Here is an 18,020-nt window from a genome sequence, read left to right as displayed (position 1 = left end):
CGACGGGAACGCCGAGAACACCGGAGTCCGAAGGCACCGGATCCGGACGGACGGTGGAGACACGGGAGTCGGCCGGGACCGTGAAGACACCGGGGACGGCACGGAAGCCGGGACCGGCATCCATCCCCCACGGCGGCTGACGCCGATGTCAGCCGGGCCGCCGGGCCCTAAACGCGTGTGCTGTCGCCGCGCCGGGGCTTGAGCGACCCCTTCGGCAGCGCGAGTTTGATCTCCTCACGCAGATCGCTGATCTTCGGATAGCTGGAGTACTGCCCGGTGAGCCGGTACATCTCCCGCAGCCGGTCCCAGGTGCGATGGGAGGAGTTCGAGCCCATCGACGTCAGGGCCAGTCGCGCGTACCGATCGGCCTGTTCGGGATCGTCGGCGATGAAGCAGGCCGACGCCAGCGAGATGTGGTCGAAGATCTTCGACCGGTCCCGCCCCGACTCCCGCAGTTTCAGAGCCTCCTTGGCGTGCCGCTGCGCGATCGCCGCGGCGGCCGGCTCGTGCTCGGCGAGCGTGCGGTAGGCGAGCGCCTGCATGCCGTGCATGTCGGCCTCGTCGAACAACTGCATCCAACTGGGCGGCGGGACGTCCCCGCGGTCGGAGACGAACAGGTCCTCCGCCACACCGAGGGTGCGCCGCATGGCCTGGCCCTTGCCCATGGACGCCTGCGCCCACGCCTCGATGGTGTGCAGCATCGCCCGGGTACGGGGCAGTACCTCGTCCCCCGAACCGGACTTGGCAAGCTTCATGAGGTCGAGAGCGTCGTCGGGCCGGCCCAGGTGCACCATCTGGCGGGCCGCCCGGGAGAGCGCCTCCCCCGCACGGGGCCGGTCGCCGCCCTCACGGGCCGCGTGGGCGGCGATGACGAAGTACTTCTGAGCCGTGGGCTCCAGGCCGACGTCGTGCGACATCCAGCCCGCGAGGACGGCGAGGTTGGCGGCGACGCCCCACAGGCGCCGCTGGAGATGGTCGGGGTGCCGGTAGGAGAGCATGCCTCCCACTTCGTTGAGCTGGCCCACCACGGCCTTGCGTTGCAGCCCGCCGCCCCGGGACGCGTCCCAGGCCCGGAACACCTCGACGGAACGCTCCAGTTCCTCGATCTCCTGCGACCCGATGGGGGCGGCCTCGTAGCGGTCGAACCCGGCGGGGTCGGCGTGCAGGGGGTCTTCGAACGTCGGAGCGTCGGCCGTCAGGGCCGGATCGGTGTGAAGCCAGTCGTACATGGCAGAGCTGAGTGCGGAGCCCGCGGCGAGCGCGGCACCCGCGCCCACCAAGCCGCGTCGGTTGAGCATGAGGTCCATTCCCGTGAATTCGGTGAGGACCGCGGCAGTCCGGTCGGGCGCCCACGGCATTCCGTCGGGATGTTCCACACTCCCGGCGGCGCCTTGCCGTTTCCCCGCGCGCCCGTGCCGGACCAGACCGAGGTCTTCGATGGTCACGACACGGCCGAGACGCTCGGTGAACAGGGCCGCCAGCACCCGCGGCACCGGATCGCGCGGGATCTCTCCCATGTCGATCCACCGCCGCACCCGCGAGGTGTCGGTCGCGAGCTGCGGATGGCCCATGGCCGCCGCCTGCCGGTTGACCAGCCTCGCGAGCTCACCCTTGGACCAGCCGGCCAGGCCGAACAGGTCCGACAGACGAGTGTTGGGTTGTCCGTTCACGTCAAGCCCCCAGGTTCTCGGCTGATTTCGACAGTAACCGCCTGTCAGTTGCTGAGCGACTATTCGCCAGGGTTCGCCAGGGTGCGCCAGATGGTGTGCCAGTGGACATCGGGTGTCAGGTAGGAATGCGCCACCCCGACCCGGTTGCCAGGGACATTCCCCAGGATGAACCAGGCGGCCGGGGCGGGCAGCGCGGCAACTCGCAGGCACACGAAGGGATCTGTTTCGCCCATGTACACAGCATCGTCCTCCGTGTCCGCTCCGCCCCGGTCGTTGCACCCCCGCCCGGTGGGCAGCGGCCCTTATCTCGACCCCACGCGTCAGGCGGCCCCCGTGCTCGGCGCCGGCCGGACGCGGCGCGTGCCGGGGCTCGGCACCCAACCGCTCAGCGGGAGACTCGACTTGTCCGGCCCACAGGGGGCCCAGCTCCGCACGGCGATCGCGTCGGTGCACCGGATCTGTCCGGAGTTCGCGCCGGTGCAGGTACTGCGCCGCAGCGCACGCTCCGTGCTCCTCGTCGGCACGACGGGGCGCAGCACGGCCGTCGCCAAGTGCTTACTGGACCAATCCCCCGTCTGGGCCGAGCGGATCCGGCACGAAATAGCTGCATACCGTCTGTTCGTCCGGCACCGCCCGCCTGTTCGGGTGCCCCGGCTGATCGCGGCGGATCCGGACAACTGCACACTGGTGATCGAGCGCATGCCGGGCCGGGTGGCCGCGCTCCAGCGGCACCCGGTCGAGGCACCGCCCCGCGCGGACATCCGTGCCGCGCTGAGCGCCATCTGCCGGCTGAACGCCTGGCGGCCGCCGGCAGGGACCTTCAACGCCCCGCTGGACTACGCGGAACGGATCTCCCGCTTCCACGAGCTGGGGCTGCTCACCGACCGGGACATGGGCGACCTGCAGAAGCTGGTGCACGGTATCGCCACGACCTCCGGACGCCAGGGCATGGGTCAGTTCTGCCACGGCGACGCCCTCCTGTCGAACATCCTTCTCTCACCGGCCGGTCCAGTGCTGGTGGACTGGGAGCACGCGGGCTGGTATCTGCCGGGCTACGACCTGGCGACCCTGTGGGCGGTCCTCGGCGACGCCCCCGTGGCCCGCCGTCAGATCAGCCAGCTCGCGCAGTCGGCGGGCCCGACGGCACGGGACGCCTTCCTGGTGAACCTGATGATCGTCCTGACCCGCGAGATCCGTACGTACGAGATGGCCGTGCAGCGTTCCCTGCACGACGCGGCCCCGGCGGCAGCGGGCCCCACCCACCCGGCTGCCGCGCCGTCCGGCGAGGAACAGCGGCTGCTGCTGAGGCGGCTGCACGACGACTGCCAGATGGCCCGCCGGGCCGTGCGTGCGGCGGTCGGCACTCGCTGAAGGGGACGGAGGTCCGCGGTGACGCCGGCACACGGGCGCACCGCGGACCTCCTCTTGCACGACCCGCCGTTCGGGGCATTGGTCCAGGCCACTGACGCCCCGCAGGCCGGGAGGCCGCCGCCACGAAACCCCGCTCACCCCACGCTGACATGGGAAATCGCCTCCTGCTGCGCATGATTGACGGATCGTCGGAGAGCCGGTAGCACTGACGCGTTCGGCTCTCGCACGCCCCACCGCGCTCGACCGTCCCAGGAGGCTGCTTTGCATCGGTCCGCCACCGACCCCAAGGACACCGGCACCACCAGGCGCAGACGCGTGCGCAGATCCGCGGGAGCCGTCGCCTCGGCGGCGCTGCTGCTGCCGCTGCTCGGCGCGGCGCCTTCGAGCTCGGCCGAGGAGGCGCCCGCGAACGGGCTGCAGGGCGCGTTCACCGCCGCTGCCGCCGAGTACCACGTTCCGTCGAGCGTGCTGCTCGCCGTCTCCTATCTGCAGTCCCGCTGGGACACGCACGCCGGAGCCCCGAGCGTCACGGGCGGCTACGGCCCCATGCACCTGACCGACGCCCGTACGGCCATCGCCGCGGCCCCGCATCACAGCGACGGCACGGAGGACGCCCGCGGCGACAGCTCGCGCGCCGCCCTCAGGCCCGACACGGCCGTGCCCACGAACGCCCAACTGCCCGCACGTCTGAAGACCTTGACGAAGGCCGCCGACCTCACCGGACTGCCCGCGGAGCGGCTGCGCACCGACGCCGCGGCGAACGTCGCGGGCGGCGCCGCGCTCCTGGCCGCCGCGCAGCGGGACCTCGGCGAGCCCCTGAGCGACGACCCCGCCGACTGGTACGGCGCGGTGGCACGCTTCTCGGGAGCGGACGACAGCGGCACGGCGGCGACCTACGCCGACGACGCGTACGACGTGATGCGCACCGGCGAGTCGCGCACCACGGACACCGGCCAGCAGGTGCGGCTCGCCGCCCAGCCCGGGCTGAGCCCCGACACCGCGCAACTGCGCCGGACGGGACTGCGGACGGCCTCCGCCGACGGCACGGAGTGCCCGCGGAGCGTGTCCTGCGAGTGGATCCCGGCCCCGTACGAGGAGTTCGGCGAGGGCGACTACGGCAACCACGACCTGGGCGACCGGCCCGCCTCCCAGAGCATCAGGTACATCGTCATCCATGACACGGAAGGCACCTGGGACGGGGTGCTGAACCTGGTCCAGGACCCGACCTATGTGTCGTGGAACTACACCCTGCGCTCGACCGACGGGCACATCGCCCAGCACGTGAAGGCCAAGGACGTGGCCTGGCACGCCGGCAACTGGTACATCAACGCGAAGTCGATCGGTCTGGAGCACGAGGGCTTCCTGACCGCGCCCGACACCTGGTACACGGAGGAGATGTACCGGGCCTCCGCGCGCCTGGTGCGCTACCTCGCCCGCACGTACGACATCCCGCTGGACCGGCAGCACATCCTCGGGCACGACAACGTCCCCGGTCCGACGACCTCCACCATCCCGGGCATGCACACGGACCCGGGCCCGTACTGGGACTGGCAGCACTACTTCACCCTCCTCGGTCATCCCTTCCACCCGGCGTACGGCAAGGGCGCCGAGCTGGTGACCGTGCTGCCGGACTTCGACACGAACCAGCCGGTGTACACGGGCTGCGTCACCCAGGGCCAGCCCTGCGCCGCGCACGGTTCCAGCGAGGTGCGCCTGTACTCCCAGCCGGACGAGACCTCGCCGCTGATCAAGGACATCGGCCTGTACCCGAAGGGCGACGCGTCGACGACCGGCGTGAACGACGTCGGCTCGCGTGTCTCCACGGGACAGCGGTACGCGCTCGCCGGACGGGACGGCGACTGGACGGCGATCTGGTACCTGGGCCAGAAGGCCTGGTTCAAGAACCCGCGCAAGCAGCCGACCGCGGTGCGGGCGTCGGGGCCGGCCGTGACCCCCAAGGAGGGCCTGGCGGAGATCCCCGTGTACGGCAGGGCGTACCCGGAGAAGGAGGCGTACCCGGCGGGCGTGCCCGTCCAGGCCGTCTCGCCGCTGCCGTACAAGATCCTCGCCGGCCAGCTCTACGCGGCCGGTGACAAGGTGCCCGGCGAGTACTTCTACTCACCGACCTTCGACACCGCGCCGCACCGGGTGGTGATCGGTACGGACATGTACTACGAGATCCAGTTCGGGCACCGGGTGGAGTTCGTGCGGGCGGCGGACGTGGACCTGGTTCCGTAGTCCGTCCGGCGTTCCGGGGCCGGGTCCGCGCGGGGCGGGCCCGGCGTCCGGATCGCCGAAGACAATGACACCGGCAAGCGACCAGGGAAAGTGACGTCCAGAACAGGTTCGACCGCGCTCGGGTCAGTTAACGACATGTAACCGCACGCCTGCTCTCCGTACGCTGTGATGGGCCGTTCACGAACACGGCACACCCTGGGGCAGGCATGGGCAACTTCGTCAAAGAGACTTCAACGCGGCCGTCCGGTACGGCGGTCCCCCGGCGCTGCGAGTGCGGTGGCGAACCCCGCAACGACGCGCCCGCGGGGGCCGAGGAAAGGTTTCGGGGTCTGCTGGAGGCGGCACCCGATGCCATGGTCATCGTCGACGACACCGGAACCATCAAGCTCGTCAACGCCCAGACCGAAGTCCTCTTCGGCTACACCCGCGACGAACTTCTGGGCCGCCCCGTGGAGCTCCTCGTACCGAGCCGCTTCCGCGCCCACCACACCTTCCACCGCGACGGATACGCCAACAACCGCCAGGTCCGCCCGATGGGCGCCGAACTCGAACTGCACGGCCTGCGCAAGAACGGCACCGAGTTCCCCGTCGAGATCAGCCTCAGCCCGCTGGAGACCACCGACGGACTCCTCGTCTCCGCGGCCGTCCGCGACGTCAGCGACCGCAAGGCCGCAGAGGAAAGGTTTCGGGGTCTGCTGGAGGCGGCACCCGATGCCATGGTCATCGTCGACGACACCGGAACCATCAGACTCGTCAACGCCCAGACCGAGGCCCTGTTCGGCTACCGCCGCGAGGAACTGCTCGGGCACCCCGTGGAGCTCCTCGTACCCGGCCGTTTCCGCGGCCACCACCACCAGCACCGCAACGGCTACACCGACAACCGCCAGGTCCGCCCGATGGGCGCGGGACTCGAACTGCACGGCCTGCGCAAGAACGGCACCGAGTTCCCCGTCGAGATCAGCCTCAGCCCGCTGGAGACCACCGACGGACTCCTCGTCTCCGCGGCCGTCCGCGACGTCAGCGAGCGCAAGCGCGCCGAGGCACGCATCAACGAACTCGCCGGCCTCGTGGAGTCCTCGCAGGACGCGATCCTGGCCAAGACCCTGGACGGTCACATCACGTACTGGAACGCGGCGGCGCAGCGGTTGTACGGCTACTCGCGGGCCGAGGTGATGGGCAAGCACGTGTCCCTGCTCGCGACGACGGAGCGGCGGGGCGAGATCGACATGCTCCTCGACCGGCTGCGCAGCGGTGAGAAGGTCGAGCACTTCGAGACCCTGCGGCTGACGCGCTCGGGCGCCCTGCTGGACGTGGACATCACCCTGTGGCCCACCCGGGACGCGGACGGCACGGTGATCGGCGCGTGCGCGATCGTCCGGGACATCAGCGACCGCAAGCGGGCCGAGGCGGAGCTGACCTTCCTGTACGAGCAGCAGCGGCACATCGCCCTGACCCTCCAGCGCAGCCTCATGGGAACGCCGCCCGCCATCCCGGGCCTGACCACCGCGAGCCGCTACCGGCCCGCCACGCAGGGAGCGGGCGTGGGCGGGGACTGGTTCGACCTGATCCCTCTCGGCGCCGGCCGGGTCGGTGTGCTGATCGGCGACGTGATGGGCCGCGGTCTGGACGCCGCCGCGGTGATGGGCCAACTGCGGTCCGCCGCCCACGCCCTGGCCAAGACCGGTATGCAGCCGCGCCAGTTGATGCAGGCCCTGGAGGCCGTCGTCGGCGATCTGGACGTGCCCGACCAGCTCGTGACCTGCTGCTATCTGGTCATCTCCGCCGACGCCGGCGAGGTGACCGTCTGCTCGGCCGGGCATCTGCCGACCCTGGTGGCCACGCCCGGCGCCGGTGCCCGGCAGCTCGCCGCGCCGGTGAACGCGCCGCTCGGTGTGGGCGGCATCCTCTACGAACAGTCGACCTCGGTGATCCCTCCCGGGGCGACCCTCGTCCTCTACACCGACGGCCTCATCGAGACGCCCGGCAGCGACATCGAGGACCAGCTCACCGAGCTGACCTCCACGCTCACGGACCTGTTCACCGCCGCGCCCGATCTGGAGGAGGCCGCCGACCATGTGCTGTCGGCCCTGCTGCCGGACGCCGACGGGCACAACGACGACGTCACCCTGCTGCTCACCCGGCTCCCCGACGGGCCCCTGGCCACCGTCAACACCGACCTGCCCGCGGTTCCCGAGTCGGTCCCGGAGGGCCGCGCCTTCCTCAGCAAGGCGCTGACCGCCTGGGACTGCGTTCCCGCCGCGGACGACGCCAGGCTGCTGCTCTCGGAGATCCTCACCAACGCCGTGCAGCACGCGCAGGGGCCCATCGGCCTGCATCTGTGCCGCAGCGCGACCGACCTGACCGTGGAGATCAGCGACCGCAGCCCGCATCTGCCGCAGCCCCGCACGGCCGGCGAGGACGAGGAGTCGGGACGGGGCCTGATCCTGGTCCGCACGCTGGCCGACAACTGGGGCGTACGGCCCACCGACGCGGGCAAGACGACCTGGTTCACCCTCAAACTGTGACGCCGGGTGGGGTGTTCGGCCTCAGCCCTGCTGGAACAACTCCGCCGGGAGCGGCTTCAGGAGTGCGTACAGGTCGTCCGTGATCGGACGGTCCCAGGCGGCGATGGTCACCAGGACGTTGTCGCTGCGGTCGAACTGGACGCAGGAGATACGGGTCTCGGAGAGCTTCAGCCGGCGCACGATCATGAGGTTGTCGCCCTGCATCACCGGCATGTCCTCGGTCCCGGTGACGGTCACCTCCTCGTTGTTCTCCAGCGCGATGAGGAGCTGGGCCACCTCGAAGGGGACCTCGTTCTCGGCGACGTCCCGGGCCTGGGAGCCCTCGGGCAGATTGCCGATGATCATCGCGGGACCGCGGCCGCCGAACAGGTCGTACCGCAGGAAGACGCCCTGGCAGCTTCCGTCGGGGGCGGGCAGCAGGCCCGCGCCGAGATTGCCGGGCCAGTCGCCCGGATCCATGGCCAGAACATCGAAGTCGGGCCCGGCGGGCGTGGCGCTGCGGCGGCGGAGGAAGGACATGCCGCAATGGTACGTGCACGGGCGCGTAGCGGTCCCCACGGGCGCCGTGGGAACCGGCCCCCGCGGACTCTGTGGGTGGGCCCCCGCGGACGCAGTCGGTGCGGGGCCGGAGGGCGGCCCCGCACCGGTGTCAGGAGATGGCCTGCTCCCCCAGTGCCGCCGCCAGTCCCTGGCGGTCGGTGCCGACCTTGCGGTAGACCGCGGACAGGAGCCGGGCGACGGCGTGCTCGTCGACGTGCAGTTCCTCGGCGATCTGGGCCGGGGTCCGGTCCATCGCGGCGAGCGAGGCGGCGGTGCGCTCGCGGGCGGTGAGGGCGTCCGTCTCGGTGCTGTGCAGCCGTCGCGGTCGCAGTCCGGCCGAGGCCAGCTCGTCGCGGGCGTCCTCGATCAGTCCGTCGGCGCCGCACTGGACCGCCGCGTCGAGGCCGCGGTACAGGTGCTCGGCGGCTTCCCTGGGGCGTCCGGCGCGGCGCAGCTCGGTGCCCAGGGCGACCAGGGAGCAGGCCAGTTCGTAGGCGGCCGGGGAGCGCTCCAGGTGGGCGACGGACTCCTCGAGGAGCTTGACGCGGTCCGGGCCCGGGGAGACCTCGGCGGCCACGCGCAGGGCCTGGCCGATCGTGGAGGGGGCGCCGTACTGGCGGGCGCGGTTCACCGCTTCGAGTGCCGTGGCGACGGCGCGCTCGGGGGCGTCGTGGCTCTCGGCGCGGGCGAGGTGGAGCTGCCAGGGGCACCAGGCGGGGTTGCGCATGCCGCGTGGGTCCAGGCGGCGGCCGGCGGACGCGAGCTCGGCGGCGGCTTCCTTGGTGAGGCCGCGGGCTAGCAGCAGTTCGCCGTACACGGTCTGGGCGTCGGGGAAGGTCACGGCGGCCGGGAAGGGCGCGTGGAAGGCGTAGGCCTCGCCGGTGCGCGCGGCCTCGTCGACCTGGCCCCGGGCGAGCAGGACCTGGATGAGGGTGCCCACCGCGTACCAGTGGACGGGGGTGCCGGGGCCGACGCGTTCGGCGAGCCGGAGGCCCGCGCGGACGAAGTCCTCGGCCTCGGCGAGACGGCCGCGGCGGAAGCGGACGTATCCGAGGATCGTGTAGCCGAACGAGAGGTGGGCGCCGTGCCAGCCCTGGGATTCGAAGTCGGCGATGCCGGTGGCGAAGAGTTCCTCGGTGCGGCCCGGCCGGTCGGCGTACATGAAGGTCATGGCGACCAGGACGGGGACCTCGAAGCCGCGGTCGGCCTCGGCCCAGCCGAGGCCGCCGGCCAGGGCGCGCTCGGCGTGGTGGAGGGCCACGGGTGCGGGTTCGCCGCGCAGGGTGGCGTCCCAGGCGCGCAGCCCGATCACATAGCGCTCGGTGAGGTCGTGGCCGGTGAGCCGGTCGGCGAGGCGGGCCAGGCGCCGGGAGCGGGCGGGCGAGTCGGGTTCGTCGGCGCGGAAGGCGTCCCACATGAACTGTTCGGACTGCATGCGCAGGCGTACCCGGGCGTCGCCGGTGACCGGGATCTCGCGGGCGAGGGTCTCGGAGGCCTCGGCGAGGCGGTCGCTGTGGGCGAGCACCTGGGAGAGGCGGTAGACGATGTTGTGGCGCAGCTCGGGGTCGGTGATCGGTTCCTCTAGGGCGGCCCGCAGATGGTTGACCGTGGTGCCCGGCTCGGTGAGCAGGGACGCGCAGCCCAGTTCGTACAGGACGGCGGCGCGGTCCTCGAAGGGCGGGGGTTCGCGCAGAGCGCGGGCGAGGTAGCGGCGGGCGGCGTCGGGGGCTCCGGCGCGCTGGGTCTCGCGGGCCGCGGCGCGCAGTTGCTGGACGATCCAGGTGTCGCCGTCCGGGTGGGTCTCCATGAGGTGGCGGGCGGCGGCGGCCGGGCCGAGTCCTTCGTCGATCACGCACCAGGCGGCCTGGCCGTGCAGGGCGACCCGGACGCTTCCGGGGATGTCGCGGTAGACGGCGGTGGCGATCAGCGGGTGGACGAATTCGAGGGGGTCGACGCCGGTCAGGATGCGGGCGGTGCGCAGGGCGTCCGCCGCGTCGGCGGCCTCCTCGGAGCCGAGTCCCGCGACGGCGGCGGCGAGCGGTGGGCGGATCTCGGTGCCGAGCACGGCGCAGGCCCAGGCGAAGCGGACGGTCGCGGTGCCGAGGCGTTCGAGGCGGGCGACGATGCCGCTGCCCTTGACGGCGGCGGCGAGGTCGCGCAGGAGGTGCGCTCCGTCCTCGGTCGGGGTGAGCCCGCGGTCGCGGACCTTGGCGGTCAGTTCGACGGCTTCGAAGGGGTTGCCCGCGGTGACCGCCCAGCACTCGCGGCAGAACGCGTCGTCGGCCTGGGTGCCGAGGTCCTCCCGGACGAGCCGGGCGACGGCGGCGGCGCTGAGCGGTTCGAGGCCGATGGGGCGCTGTCCCGCGCGGCCGGGCAGTCCCCTGAACGCCTCGGCGTGTTCGGGCAGTTCGTCCGGGCGGTAGGCGACGACGAGGAGCAGCGGGAGCTGTTCGGCGCGGGGTGCGAAGGCGGCGAGCCAGCTCAGCGACTCGGCGTCGGCCCAGTGCGCGTCGTCCAGGAGGAGCACCATGGGGGCGCGCTGCACGGCGAGGTGGGTGAGTACCCAGTCGAGTCCGGCGCGCAGGCCCTGCTGGTCGGGTGGGGCGCCCTCGGACGGCGCGCACAGGCCGAGCGCGGGGCCGACGATGGCGTACCAACTCCCCAGGGAGGCGCGGAGTTCGGCCTCGGAGTAGCCGGCGAGCTGCGGTTGCAGGAGCTGGCGGGCGACGTGGAAGGCGACGCGCTGTTCCTGTTCCCCGCCGCGCGCGCTCAGCACGGTGCAGCCCTTGGCCGCGGAGCGCCTGCGGACCTCGCCGAGCAGGGTCGTCTTCCCGATGCCGGCGCGTCCGGCGAAGGCCAGGAGCGCGCCGCGTGGGCGGCCCGGCGGCTCGCCGGGCTCCCGGCGCAGGCCGACCAGGTCGCTCAACGCCTCGTCGGCCGCGGAGAGTTCACTCTCGCGCTCGAAGAGCGTCCGACGGCTGCGAAGGCTTCGTTGCCCCATGATCACCCCCTGCCACGATCGCGCGTCCGCGCGGGGAGCGGATGCGCACCGTGACCTACAGGCACCTCAGCGTACGCCCCGATCATCCACGGGGCAGCCCGTTCGGACGCTCCAGGTCAGAACCTCTCGCGCGGCGGCGGGGCCGTGGGAGGGCCGGACGGCGGGCGGCCTCCGGGGCGCGGGGACCCCGGCCGCCGCCCTGGCTGGTGTCGGGGCGGCGGAGCGGGTTCCGGCGGTCGTCGGTTCAGGTCAGGTCGAACTCCCCTTCGCGGGCCCCCGATACGAACGCCCCCCACTCCGCGGGCGTGAAGATCAGGGAAGGGCTCTGGGGGCGGCCACTGTTGCGCATCGCGATGAAGCCCTCGACGAAGGCGATCTGGACATCTCCGCGCCCTCGGCTGCTGGACTGCCAGTCGGCGTTGCTGAGGTCCAGCTCCGGCTTGTCCCAGCCCGCGAGCGGGTGCTGCTCGATGGTGCTCTCGGCCACGTCCGTGCTCCTCCCGGTTCGTCGTCCGCGGCCAGCCTAGCGATCGGCCGGTGCCGCGCACAGGCCATGTGGGAGGGACGGTCTCAGGAGGTGGGCGGCTCGGTGCCGACCAGCCACATCGAGAAGAACTGGGAGCCGCCTCCGTAGGCGTGGCCGAGCACCCTGCGGGCCCCGTCGACCTGGTGTTCTCCGGCCTGGCCGCGCACCTGGAGGGCGGCTTCGGCGAAGCGGATCATGCCGGAGGCGCCGATCGGATTGGTGGAGAGGACCCCGCCCGACATGTTGACGGGCAGGTCGCCCTCCAGTTCGGTCACGCCGGACTCGGTGAGCTTCCAGCCCTCGCCCTCGTCGGCGAAGCCGAGGTTCTCCAGCCACATGGGCTCGTACCAGGAGAACGGCACGTACATCTCGACGGCGTCGATGTCGCGGCGGGGGTCGGCGATCCCGGCCTGGCGGTACACGTCGGCCGCGCAGTCCTTGCCGGCCTGCGGGGAGACGAAGTCCTTGCCGGCGAAGAGGGTCGGTTCGCTGCGCATCGCGCCGCCGTGCATCCAGGCGGGCGGGCGCGGTGAACGGGCGGCGCCGGCGCGGTCGGTGAGGATCATCGCGCAGGCCCCGTCGGAGGAGGGGCAGGTCTCCGAGTAGCGGATCGGGTCCCAGAGCATGGGCGAGGCCTGGACCTTCTCCAGGGTGATGTCGTGCTCGTGCAGGTGCGCGTACGGGTTCTTCAGCGCGTTGCGGCGGTCCTTGTAGGCGACGAGCGAGCCGACGGTGTCGGGGGCGCCGGTGCGCCGCATGTAGGCGCGTACGTGCGGGGCGAAGAAGCCGCCGGCGCCGGCGAGCAGGGGCTGCTGGAAGGGGATGGGCAGGGACAGGCCCCACATCGCGTTGGATTCGGACTGTTTTTCGAAGGCGAGGGTCAGCACGGTTCCGTGGACGCGGCCGGCGACGAGGTTGGTCGCGACGAGGGCCGTCGATCCGCCGACGGAACCGGCCGTGTGCACCCGGAGCATCGGTTTGCCGGTGGCACCGAGCGCGTCCGCGAGATACAGCTCGGGCATCATGACGCCCTCGAAGAAGTCGGGCGCCTTGCCGATGACGACGGCGTCGATGTCGGCCCACGTCAGCTCGGCGTCCGCCAGGGCGCGCTGGGCGGCCTCGCGGACGAGTCCGGCGATGGACACGTCCCGGCGTGCCGCCACGTGCTTGGTCTGGCCGATGCCCACGACGGCCACGGGTTCCTTGCTCATCGGGCGTCCCCTTCGAGTACGGCGACCAGGTTCTGTTGGAGGCAGGGGCCGGAGGTGGCGTGGGCCAGCGCCCGGTCGGACTCCCCGCGGTGGATGCGGGCCGCGGCCTCGCCGATGCGGATGAGGCCCGCCGCCATGATCGGGTTGGCGGCGAGGGCGCCTCCCGAGGGATTGACGCGCACGCTGTCGTCGAGCCGCAGCGCCTTGCGCAGGACGACTTCCTGGGAGGTGAAGGGGGCGTGCAACTCGGCCGTGTCGACGGGTCGTTCGAAGGCTCCGGCGCGTTCGGCGGCCAGCCGGGCGGACGGCGAGTCGGTCAGGTCGCGTACGCCGAGGGCGTGGGGCTCGATGCGGTGGTCGATGCCCCGGATCCAGGCGGGCCGCTCGCACAGTTCGCGGGCCCGGTCCCCCGCCGCGAGGATCACGGCGGCGGCGCCGTCGCCGACGGGCGGGCAGTCGCCGGTGCGGAGGGGTCGTACGAGGTAGTCGCCCTGGGGCACCGAACCACGGAGCTGGGCGTGGGAGTTGGCGCTCGCTGAGGCCCGGCTGCGGGCGCCGACGGAGGCGAGTCCGGCCTCGTCGGTCTCGCCGGCGTCGATGAGCGCCTGCGCCTGGAGGGCGGCGAGGGCGACCGAGTCGGGCCACAGCGGGGCCAGGTAGTACGGGTCCAACTGCCGTGTCAGGACGTCGCGTACGGAGCCGGGCGAGGACTTGCCGTAGGAGTAGACGAGCGCGGTGTCGGCGTCGCCGGTGAGCAGTTTGGTCCAGGCCTCGTACAGCGCCCAGGCGCCGTCCATCTCGACGTGCGACTCGGAGATCGGCGGCCAGGCGCCGACGCCGTCGAGCGCCATGGTGAAGGAGAAGGCGCGGCCCGCGAGATAGTCGCTGGAGCCGGAGCAGGTGAAGCCGATGTCGCCGGCCCGCAGGCCCGTCCGGTCGAGGACCTCGTGCAGGACGGGCAGGAGCATCTCCACCTCGGAGTGCTCGTCGGAGGTGCGCCGGTGGTCGCTCTGCGCGAAGGCGACGACGGCGATGTCCCTGATGGGCTCCATCTACAGCATCTCCTTGTACGTCTCGTAGTCCGCGTCGGATTCCCCGGTGGGCCGGTAGTGGTCGGGGTAGCGGCCGTCCTCGGACCACACGGGCTCCACGCGCAGGCCCATCCGGACCTCGTCGTAGGGGATGCCGCCGATCCGGCCGTGCAGCGCGAGGCCGGCGCCGTCGAGGGCGATGTGCGCGTAGACGTAAGGGACTTCGATGTCGAGGTTCTTCGCCTTGATGTTGACGATGCAGTACGTGGTGACGGTGCCGCGCGGGCCGACCTCGACCTGTTCGGAGGTGGCCACCCCGCAGGTGGGACAGGCACCCTTGGGCGGGACGTACACCTTGCGGCAGGAGGGGCAGCGTTCGCCGAGGGTCTTCCGCTCGGCGAGGCCCGCGATGTACGCGGCCTGGGCGCGGCCCGGTGAGTAGACGTAGTCGAGCCGTGCGGGGGCGACGATCCCGGTCACCATGTCCTCGAACCGGCCGTCGTGGCCCGCGGGTTCGTCGGGTGCCCCGTCGTGGGGCTCGAAGCAGGCGATGTCGGTGATGGCGCCGGAGCGCTCGGCGGCCCAGCGGACGCGGACGCGCATGCCGGTGCGCACGGCGTCGGGGCCTGGGGCGTCGAGCGCGTGCAGCAGCGCGGTGTCGGCACCGTCGAGCTTGACCAGGACCCAGGCGAAGGGGGTGCCGAGGGGCTGGCCGCGGCGGGGTTCGTGGTTCCAGGCCCAGGTGGTGACGGTGCCGGTGGGGGCGACCTCGACGAGGTCGGACAGTTCCTCGGCGGTGACGGGGTCGTACTCGACGGGCGGGACGAGGGTGCGTCCGTCGGCGGTCCGTACACCAAGGATGACCTGTTCGCGCAGGCCGGTGAGGAAGGCGCTCTGCACGGGTCCGAGCGATCGGGTGAAGGGGAACTCGACGACGAGGGGGGCCTTGAGGACTTCGGGCATCCCGGATCTCTCCTTCCAACGGCCGGCCGGGCCGTGTCCGCGGGGCGGACGGGCGCGTCCGGGGCCGGGCTTGCGGGTCAGGCCCGCCGGTAGACGGGCGGGCGCTTCTCGGCGAAGGCCCGGGAGCCCTCCTTGGCGTCGGCGGTGTCGAACACCGGCCAGCCGCGCCGCAGTTCGGCGGCGAGCCCGTCGGTCTCGGTGAGTTCGGCGGTCTCGTACACGGACGCCTTGACGGCCTCGACGGCGAGCGGACCGCAGGCGTTGATCTGCTCGGCGACGGCGAGCGCCTTGTCCAGCGCCGTGCCGTCGGGCACGACATGACCGATCAGCCCGATGGCCGCGGCCTCCTGCGCGGTGTACGGGCGTCCCGTGAGCAGCATTTCGAGAGCGTGGGTGCGCGGGATCTGGCGCTGGAGCCGGACCGTCGAGCCCCCGATGGGGAAGAGTCCGCGTCTGACCTCGAACAGCCCGAAGGTCGCGGAGGCGCCCGCGACCCGGATGTCGGTGCCCTGGAGGATCTCGGTGCCGCCCGCCACGCAGTACCCCTCGACGGCCGCGATCACCGGTTTGCGGGGCCGGTGGTGGCGCAGCATGGCCTTCCAGTGCAGATCGGGGTCGGCCTTGAGGCGGTCCCGGTACTGCTCGCCCTCCATGCCCCGGCCGGCCAGGGCCTTGAGGTCCATCCCGGCGCAGAAGGCGCCGCCGGCGCCGGTGACCACGATCGAGCGGACGGCGTCGTCCTCGTCGGCCTCGACCCAGCCGTCGTACAGGCCGACCAGCATCGGCAGCGAGAGCGCGTTCCTGGCCTCGGGCCTGTTGAGCGTGAGCACCAGTGTGGCGCCTTCGCGGTGCACGGTGAGGTGTTCGGTCCCACCCATGGGCGTCCTCCCGTCTCGGATGCGAGAACAGGTTGCAGGAGGCGTCCGTCCAGTACAAGGGTTTTCTGACAGGCAGTCAGATTTCTTGTGCCGGGGCCCTTCCCACTTGGGTCGGGCTTTGCTCTGATGACCGTCGGGCCGGGGCCGAGGCGCCCTGGCGGCACTCGGCCACGGACGTGCACGGTCAGGAGGAGCGGTGGAGTACAACCTTGCCGACCTGTTCGAGTCGGTCGTCGACGCGGTCCCGGACCGCGAGGCGCTGGTCCACGTCGACCTCCCGGGCACGGGCGCCGAGCGCCGTCTGACGTACGCCGAGCTGGACGCGGCCGCGAACCGTGTGGCGCACCATCTGATCGACAGCGGGATCCGCCCCGGCGAACACCTCGGCCTCCACCTGTACAACGGCGTCGAGTACCTGCAGACGGTACTGGCCTGCCTGAAGGCGCGGATCGTGCCGGTGAACGTCAACTACCGCTACGTCGAGGAAGAGCTGGCCTACCTCTATCAGGACGCCGACCTGGCGGCCCTGGTCTTCGACGCGGAGTTCGCCGACCGGGTGGCGGCCGCCCGGCCGCGCGCACCGCGGCTGCGCCATCTCGTCCGCGTGGGGGCCGCCGCTCCCGGAGCGGGCACGGTGGACGCGAAGGGCCCGGCGGGGGCCGAAAGCGCCTTGGACGCCGTGGACTTCGGGGACGCCGAAGCCTCCGGTTCCCCTCTGCGCGGATTCCCGCCGCGCTCCGCGGACGACCAGTTCATCATCTACACCGGCGGCACGACGGGAATGCCCAAGGGCGTCATGTGGCGGCAGGAGGACCTCTTCTTCGCGGGGCTCGGCGGGGGCGCGCCCACCGGCGATCCGGTGACGAGGCCGGAGGAGCTCGCCGAGCGCGTCGCGGCCGGCGGCGCGGGGATCACCTTCTTCCCCACTCCCCCGCTGATGCACGGGACGTCGACGCTCACCGCGTTCATCGCCTTCAACTTCGGTCAACGGGTCGTGCTGCACCGCAAGTTCTCGCCGGAGGACGTCCTGCGCACGATCGAGAGGGAGAAGGTGACCAGCGTGTCGCTGGTCGGCGACGCGATGCTGCGGCCCCTGATCGACGCGCTGAACGGCCCGCTGAAGGGCACGGACTGTTCCGCGCTGTTCAGCGTCTCCTCGTCCGGCGCGATCATGTCGGACACCGTGCGGGAGCAGTTCCAGGCGCTCGTCCCGAACGTGATGCTGCTCAACAACTTCGGCTCCTCGGAGTCCGGCTTCAACGGCACCGCGACGGCCGACTCCGGTCCCGAGCGCGGCTTCCGCATCCGCGTCAACGCCCGTACGCAGGTGGTGGACCCGGTGACGTACGAGCCGGTCGCGGCGGGTGAGCCGGGGCGGGTCGCGCAGCGCGGACATGTGCCTCTCGGCTACTACAACGACCCGAAGAAGACCGCCGAGACGTTCTTCCGCAAGGGCGACGAACGCTGGGTGCTCCTCGGCGACATGGCCACGGTGGACGAGGAGGGCATCGTCATCGTCCTCGGCCGCGGCTCGCAGTGCATCAACACCGGCGGCGAGAAGGTGTACCCGGAGGAGGTCGAACAGGCCCTGAAGTCGCATCCGGACGTGTACGACGCCCTGGTCGCCGGGGTGCCCGACCCGAGGTGGGGCAGCCATGTGGCGGCCGTCGTCCAGGTCCGCGAGGGCGCGCCGCTGCTGTCGCTCGACGACATCCAGACGCACTGCCGTGCCCGGCTGGCCGGGTACAAGGTCCCGCGCCAGTTGGTGATCACGAACTCCATCCAGCGCTCGCCGAGCGGCAAGGCCGACTACCGGTGGGCCCGGGAGGTGGCCGTGGCCGCGGACCGGTAGGACCTGCGGTGTCATCCGGCTGATCCTCGCGACGTACTCTGTGCGCGGCCGGCCGCCTCGTTGAACCGGAGGTGGCCGACAGCCGTATGGGGGATGACGGAATCGCCTCCGTCGCACCAGCACCGGGTTACGCACGGAAGGACTTCGGGTGTCGCACCACACGCCTCCACGTCAACTGCCGGATGCCGACGCGGGTCCGGACCCCGACGCGACG

13 protein-coding genes are annotated in these 18,020 nt (G+C 72.0%); 4 read left to right on the top strand and 9 right to left on the bottom strand.

Going from position 1 to position 18,020, the window contains the following annotated elements; genetic code table 11:
* Window positions 1–167 precede the first annotated feature (167 nt).
* Complete coding sequence (locus ACZ4TO_RS18105) at window positions 168–1,670, bottom strand: DNA-binding protein NsdB (protein WP_382796589.1); 1,503 nt, start codon at window positions 1,668–1,670, stop codon at window positions 168–170.
* 59 nt (window positions 1,671–1,729) lie between these two features.
* On the bottom strand, window positions 1,730–1,903 hold the full coding sequence (locus ACZ4TO_RS18100; protein ID WP_382796658.1) for a hypothetical protein: 174 nt from the start codon (window positions 1,901–1,903) through the stop codon (window positions 1,730–1,732).
* On the opposite strand from ACZ4TO_RS18100, the gene ACZ4TO_RS18095 reads away from it, so the two are divergent.
* From ACZ4TO_RS18095 to ACZ4TO_RS18085, 3 genes are all read left to right on the top strand, one after another.
* Window positions 1,902–3,041 carry an aminoglycoside phosphotransferase family protein gene (locus ACZ4TO_RS18095; RefSeq protein ID WP_382796587.1) on the top strand — a complete coding sequence of 380 codons (1,140 nt, stop codon included), beginning with the start codon at window positions 1,902–1,904 and terminating at the stop codon, window positions 3,039–3,041. The two genes, ACZ4TO_RS18100 and ACZ4TO_RS18095, sit on opposite strands and share 2 nt — an antisense overlap.
* A 261-nt stretch (window positions 3,042–3,302) precedes the next feature.
* Complete coding sequence (locus tag ACZ4TO_RS18090; protein WP_468024696.1) at window positions 3,303–5,279, top strand: N-acetylmuramoyl-L-alanine amidase; 1,977 nt, start codon at window positions 3,303–3,305, stop codon at window positions 5,277–5,279.
* Between the two features lie 206 nt (window positions 5,280–5,485).
* Window positions 5,486–7,804 carry a SpoIIE family protein phosphatase gene (locus tag ACZ4TO_RS18085; protein WP_468024695.1) on the top strand — a complete coding sequence of 773 codons (2,319 nt, stop codon included), beginning with the start codon at window positions 5,486–5,488 and terminating at the stop codon, window positions 7,802–7,804.
* Between the two features lie 21 nt (window positions 7,805–7,825).
* On the opposite strand, the gene ACZ4TO_RS18080 is transcribed toward ACZ4TO_RS18085, so the two are convergent.
* From ACZ4TO_RS18080 to ACZ4TO_RS18050, 7 genes are all read right to left on the bottom strand, one after another.
* Window positions 7,826–8,323: a hypothetical protein gene (locus ACZ4TO_RS18080; protein WP_382796582.1), complete on the bottom strand. Its 498-nt coding sequence runs from the start codon at window positions 8,321–8,323 to the stop codon at window positions 7,826–7,828.
* A 130-nt stretch (window positions 8,324–8,453) separates the two neighbouring features.
* Complete coding sequence (locus ACZ4TO_RS18075; RefSeq protein ID WP_382796580.1) at window positions 8,454–11,345, bottom strand: ATP-binding protein; 2,892 nt, start codon at window positions 11,343–11,345, stop codon at window positions 8,454–8,456.
* A gap of 244 nt (window positions 11,346–11,589) precedes the next feature.
* Complete coding sequence (locus ACZ4TO_RS18070; RefSeq protein ID WP_037615767.1) at window positions 11,590–11,832, bottom strand: DUF397 domain-containing protein; 243 nt, start codon at window positions 11,830–11,832, stop codon at window positions 11,590–11,592.
* Between the two features lie 83 nt (window positions 11,833–11,915).
* Window positions 11,916–13,082 carry a thiolase domain-containing protein gene (locus tag ACZ4TO_RS18065; protein ID WP_382796578.1) on the bottom strand — a complete coding sequence of 389 codons (1,167 nt, stop codon included), beginning with the start codon at window positions 13,080–13,082 and terminating at the stop codon, window positions 11,916–11,918.
* Entirely contained in the window at window positions 13,079–14,134 is a 1,056-nt protein-coding gene (locus ACZ4TO_RS18060) for a thiolase domain-containing protein (RefSeq protein ID WP_382796576.1), read from the bottom strand. Before ACZ4TO_RS18060 ends, ACZ4TO_RS18065 begins: the two co-directional genes overlap by 4 nt.
* Entirely contained in the window at window positions 14,135–15,076 is a 942-nt protein-coding gene (locus tag ACZ4TO_RS18055; protein ID WP_468024694.1) for a Zn-ribbon domain-containing OB-fold protein, read from the bottom strand.
* A gap of 77 nt (window positions 15,077–15,153) precedes the next feature.
* Entirely contained in the window at window positions 15,154–15,954 is an 801-nt protein-coding gene (locus ACZ4TO_RS18050) for a crotonase/enoyl-CoA hydratase family protein (RefSeq protein WP_468024693.1), read from the bottom strand.
* Between the two features lie 196 nt (window positions 15,955–16,150).
* On the opposite strand from ACZ4TO_RS18050, the gene ACZ4TO_RS18045 reads away from it, so the two are divergent.
* The gene (locus tag ACZ4TO_RS18045) at window positions 16,151–17,806 is read left to right on the top strand and encodes an acyl-CoA synthetase (protein ID WP_382796572.1); all 1,656 of its coding nucleotides are present in this window, start codon (window positions 16,151–16,153) and stop codon (window positions 17,804–17,806) included.
* Window positions 17,807–18,020: the final 214 nt, after the last annotated feature.

Source organism: Streptomyces sp. NPDC028298 (genome assembly GCF_055565895.1).
This window is presented reverse-complemented; position numbering and strand designations above follow the sequence as displayed.

Coding starts and splice junctions, on each gene's coding strand:
- ACZ4TO_RS18095 (WP_382796587.1), top strand. CDS start 1,902: ATGTACACAGCATCGTCCTCCGTGTCCGCTCCGCCCCGGTCGTTGCAC.
- ACZ4TO_RS18100 (WP_382796658.1), bottom strand. CDS start 1,903: ATGGGCGAAACAGATCCCTTCGTGTGCCTGCGAGTTGCCGCGCTGCCC.
- ACZ4TO_RS18085 (WP_468024695.1), top strand. CDS start 5,486: ATGGGCAACTTCGTCAAAGAGACTTCAACGCGGCCGTCCGGTACGGCG.
- ACZ4TO_RS18080 (WP_382796582.1), bottom strand. CDS start 8,323: ATGTCCTTCCTCCGCCGCCGCAGCGCCACGCCCGCCGGGCCCGACTTC.
- ACZ4TO_RS18075 (WP_382796580.1), bottom strand. CDS start 11,345: ATGGGGCAACGAAGCCTTCGCAGCCGTCGGACGCTCTTCGAGCGCGAG.
- ACZ4TO_RS18065 (WP_382796578.1), bottom strand. CDS start 13,082: ATGAGCAAGGAACCCGTGGCCGTCGTGGGCATCGGCCAGACCAAGCAC.
- ACZ4TO_RS18060 (WP_382796576.1), bottom strand. CDS start 14,134: ATGGAGCCCATCAGGGACATCGCCGTCGTCGCCTTCGCGCAGAGCGAC.
- ACZ4TO_RS18055 (WP_468024694.1), bottom strand. CDS start 15,076: ATGCCCGAAGTCCTCAAGGCCCCCCTCGTCGTCGAGTTCCCCTTCACC.
- ACZ4TO_RS18050 (WP_468024693.1), bottom strand. CDS start 15,954: ATGGGTGGGACCGAACACCTCACCGTGCACCGCGAAGGCGCCACACTG.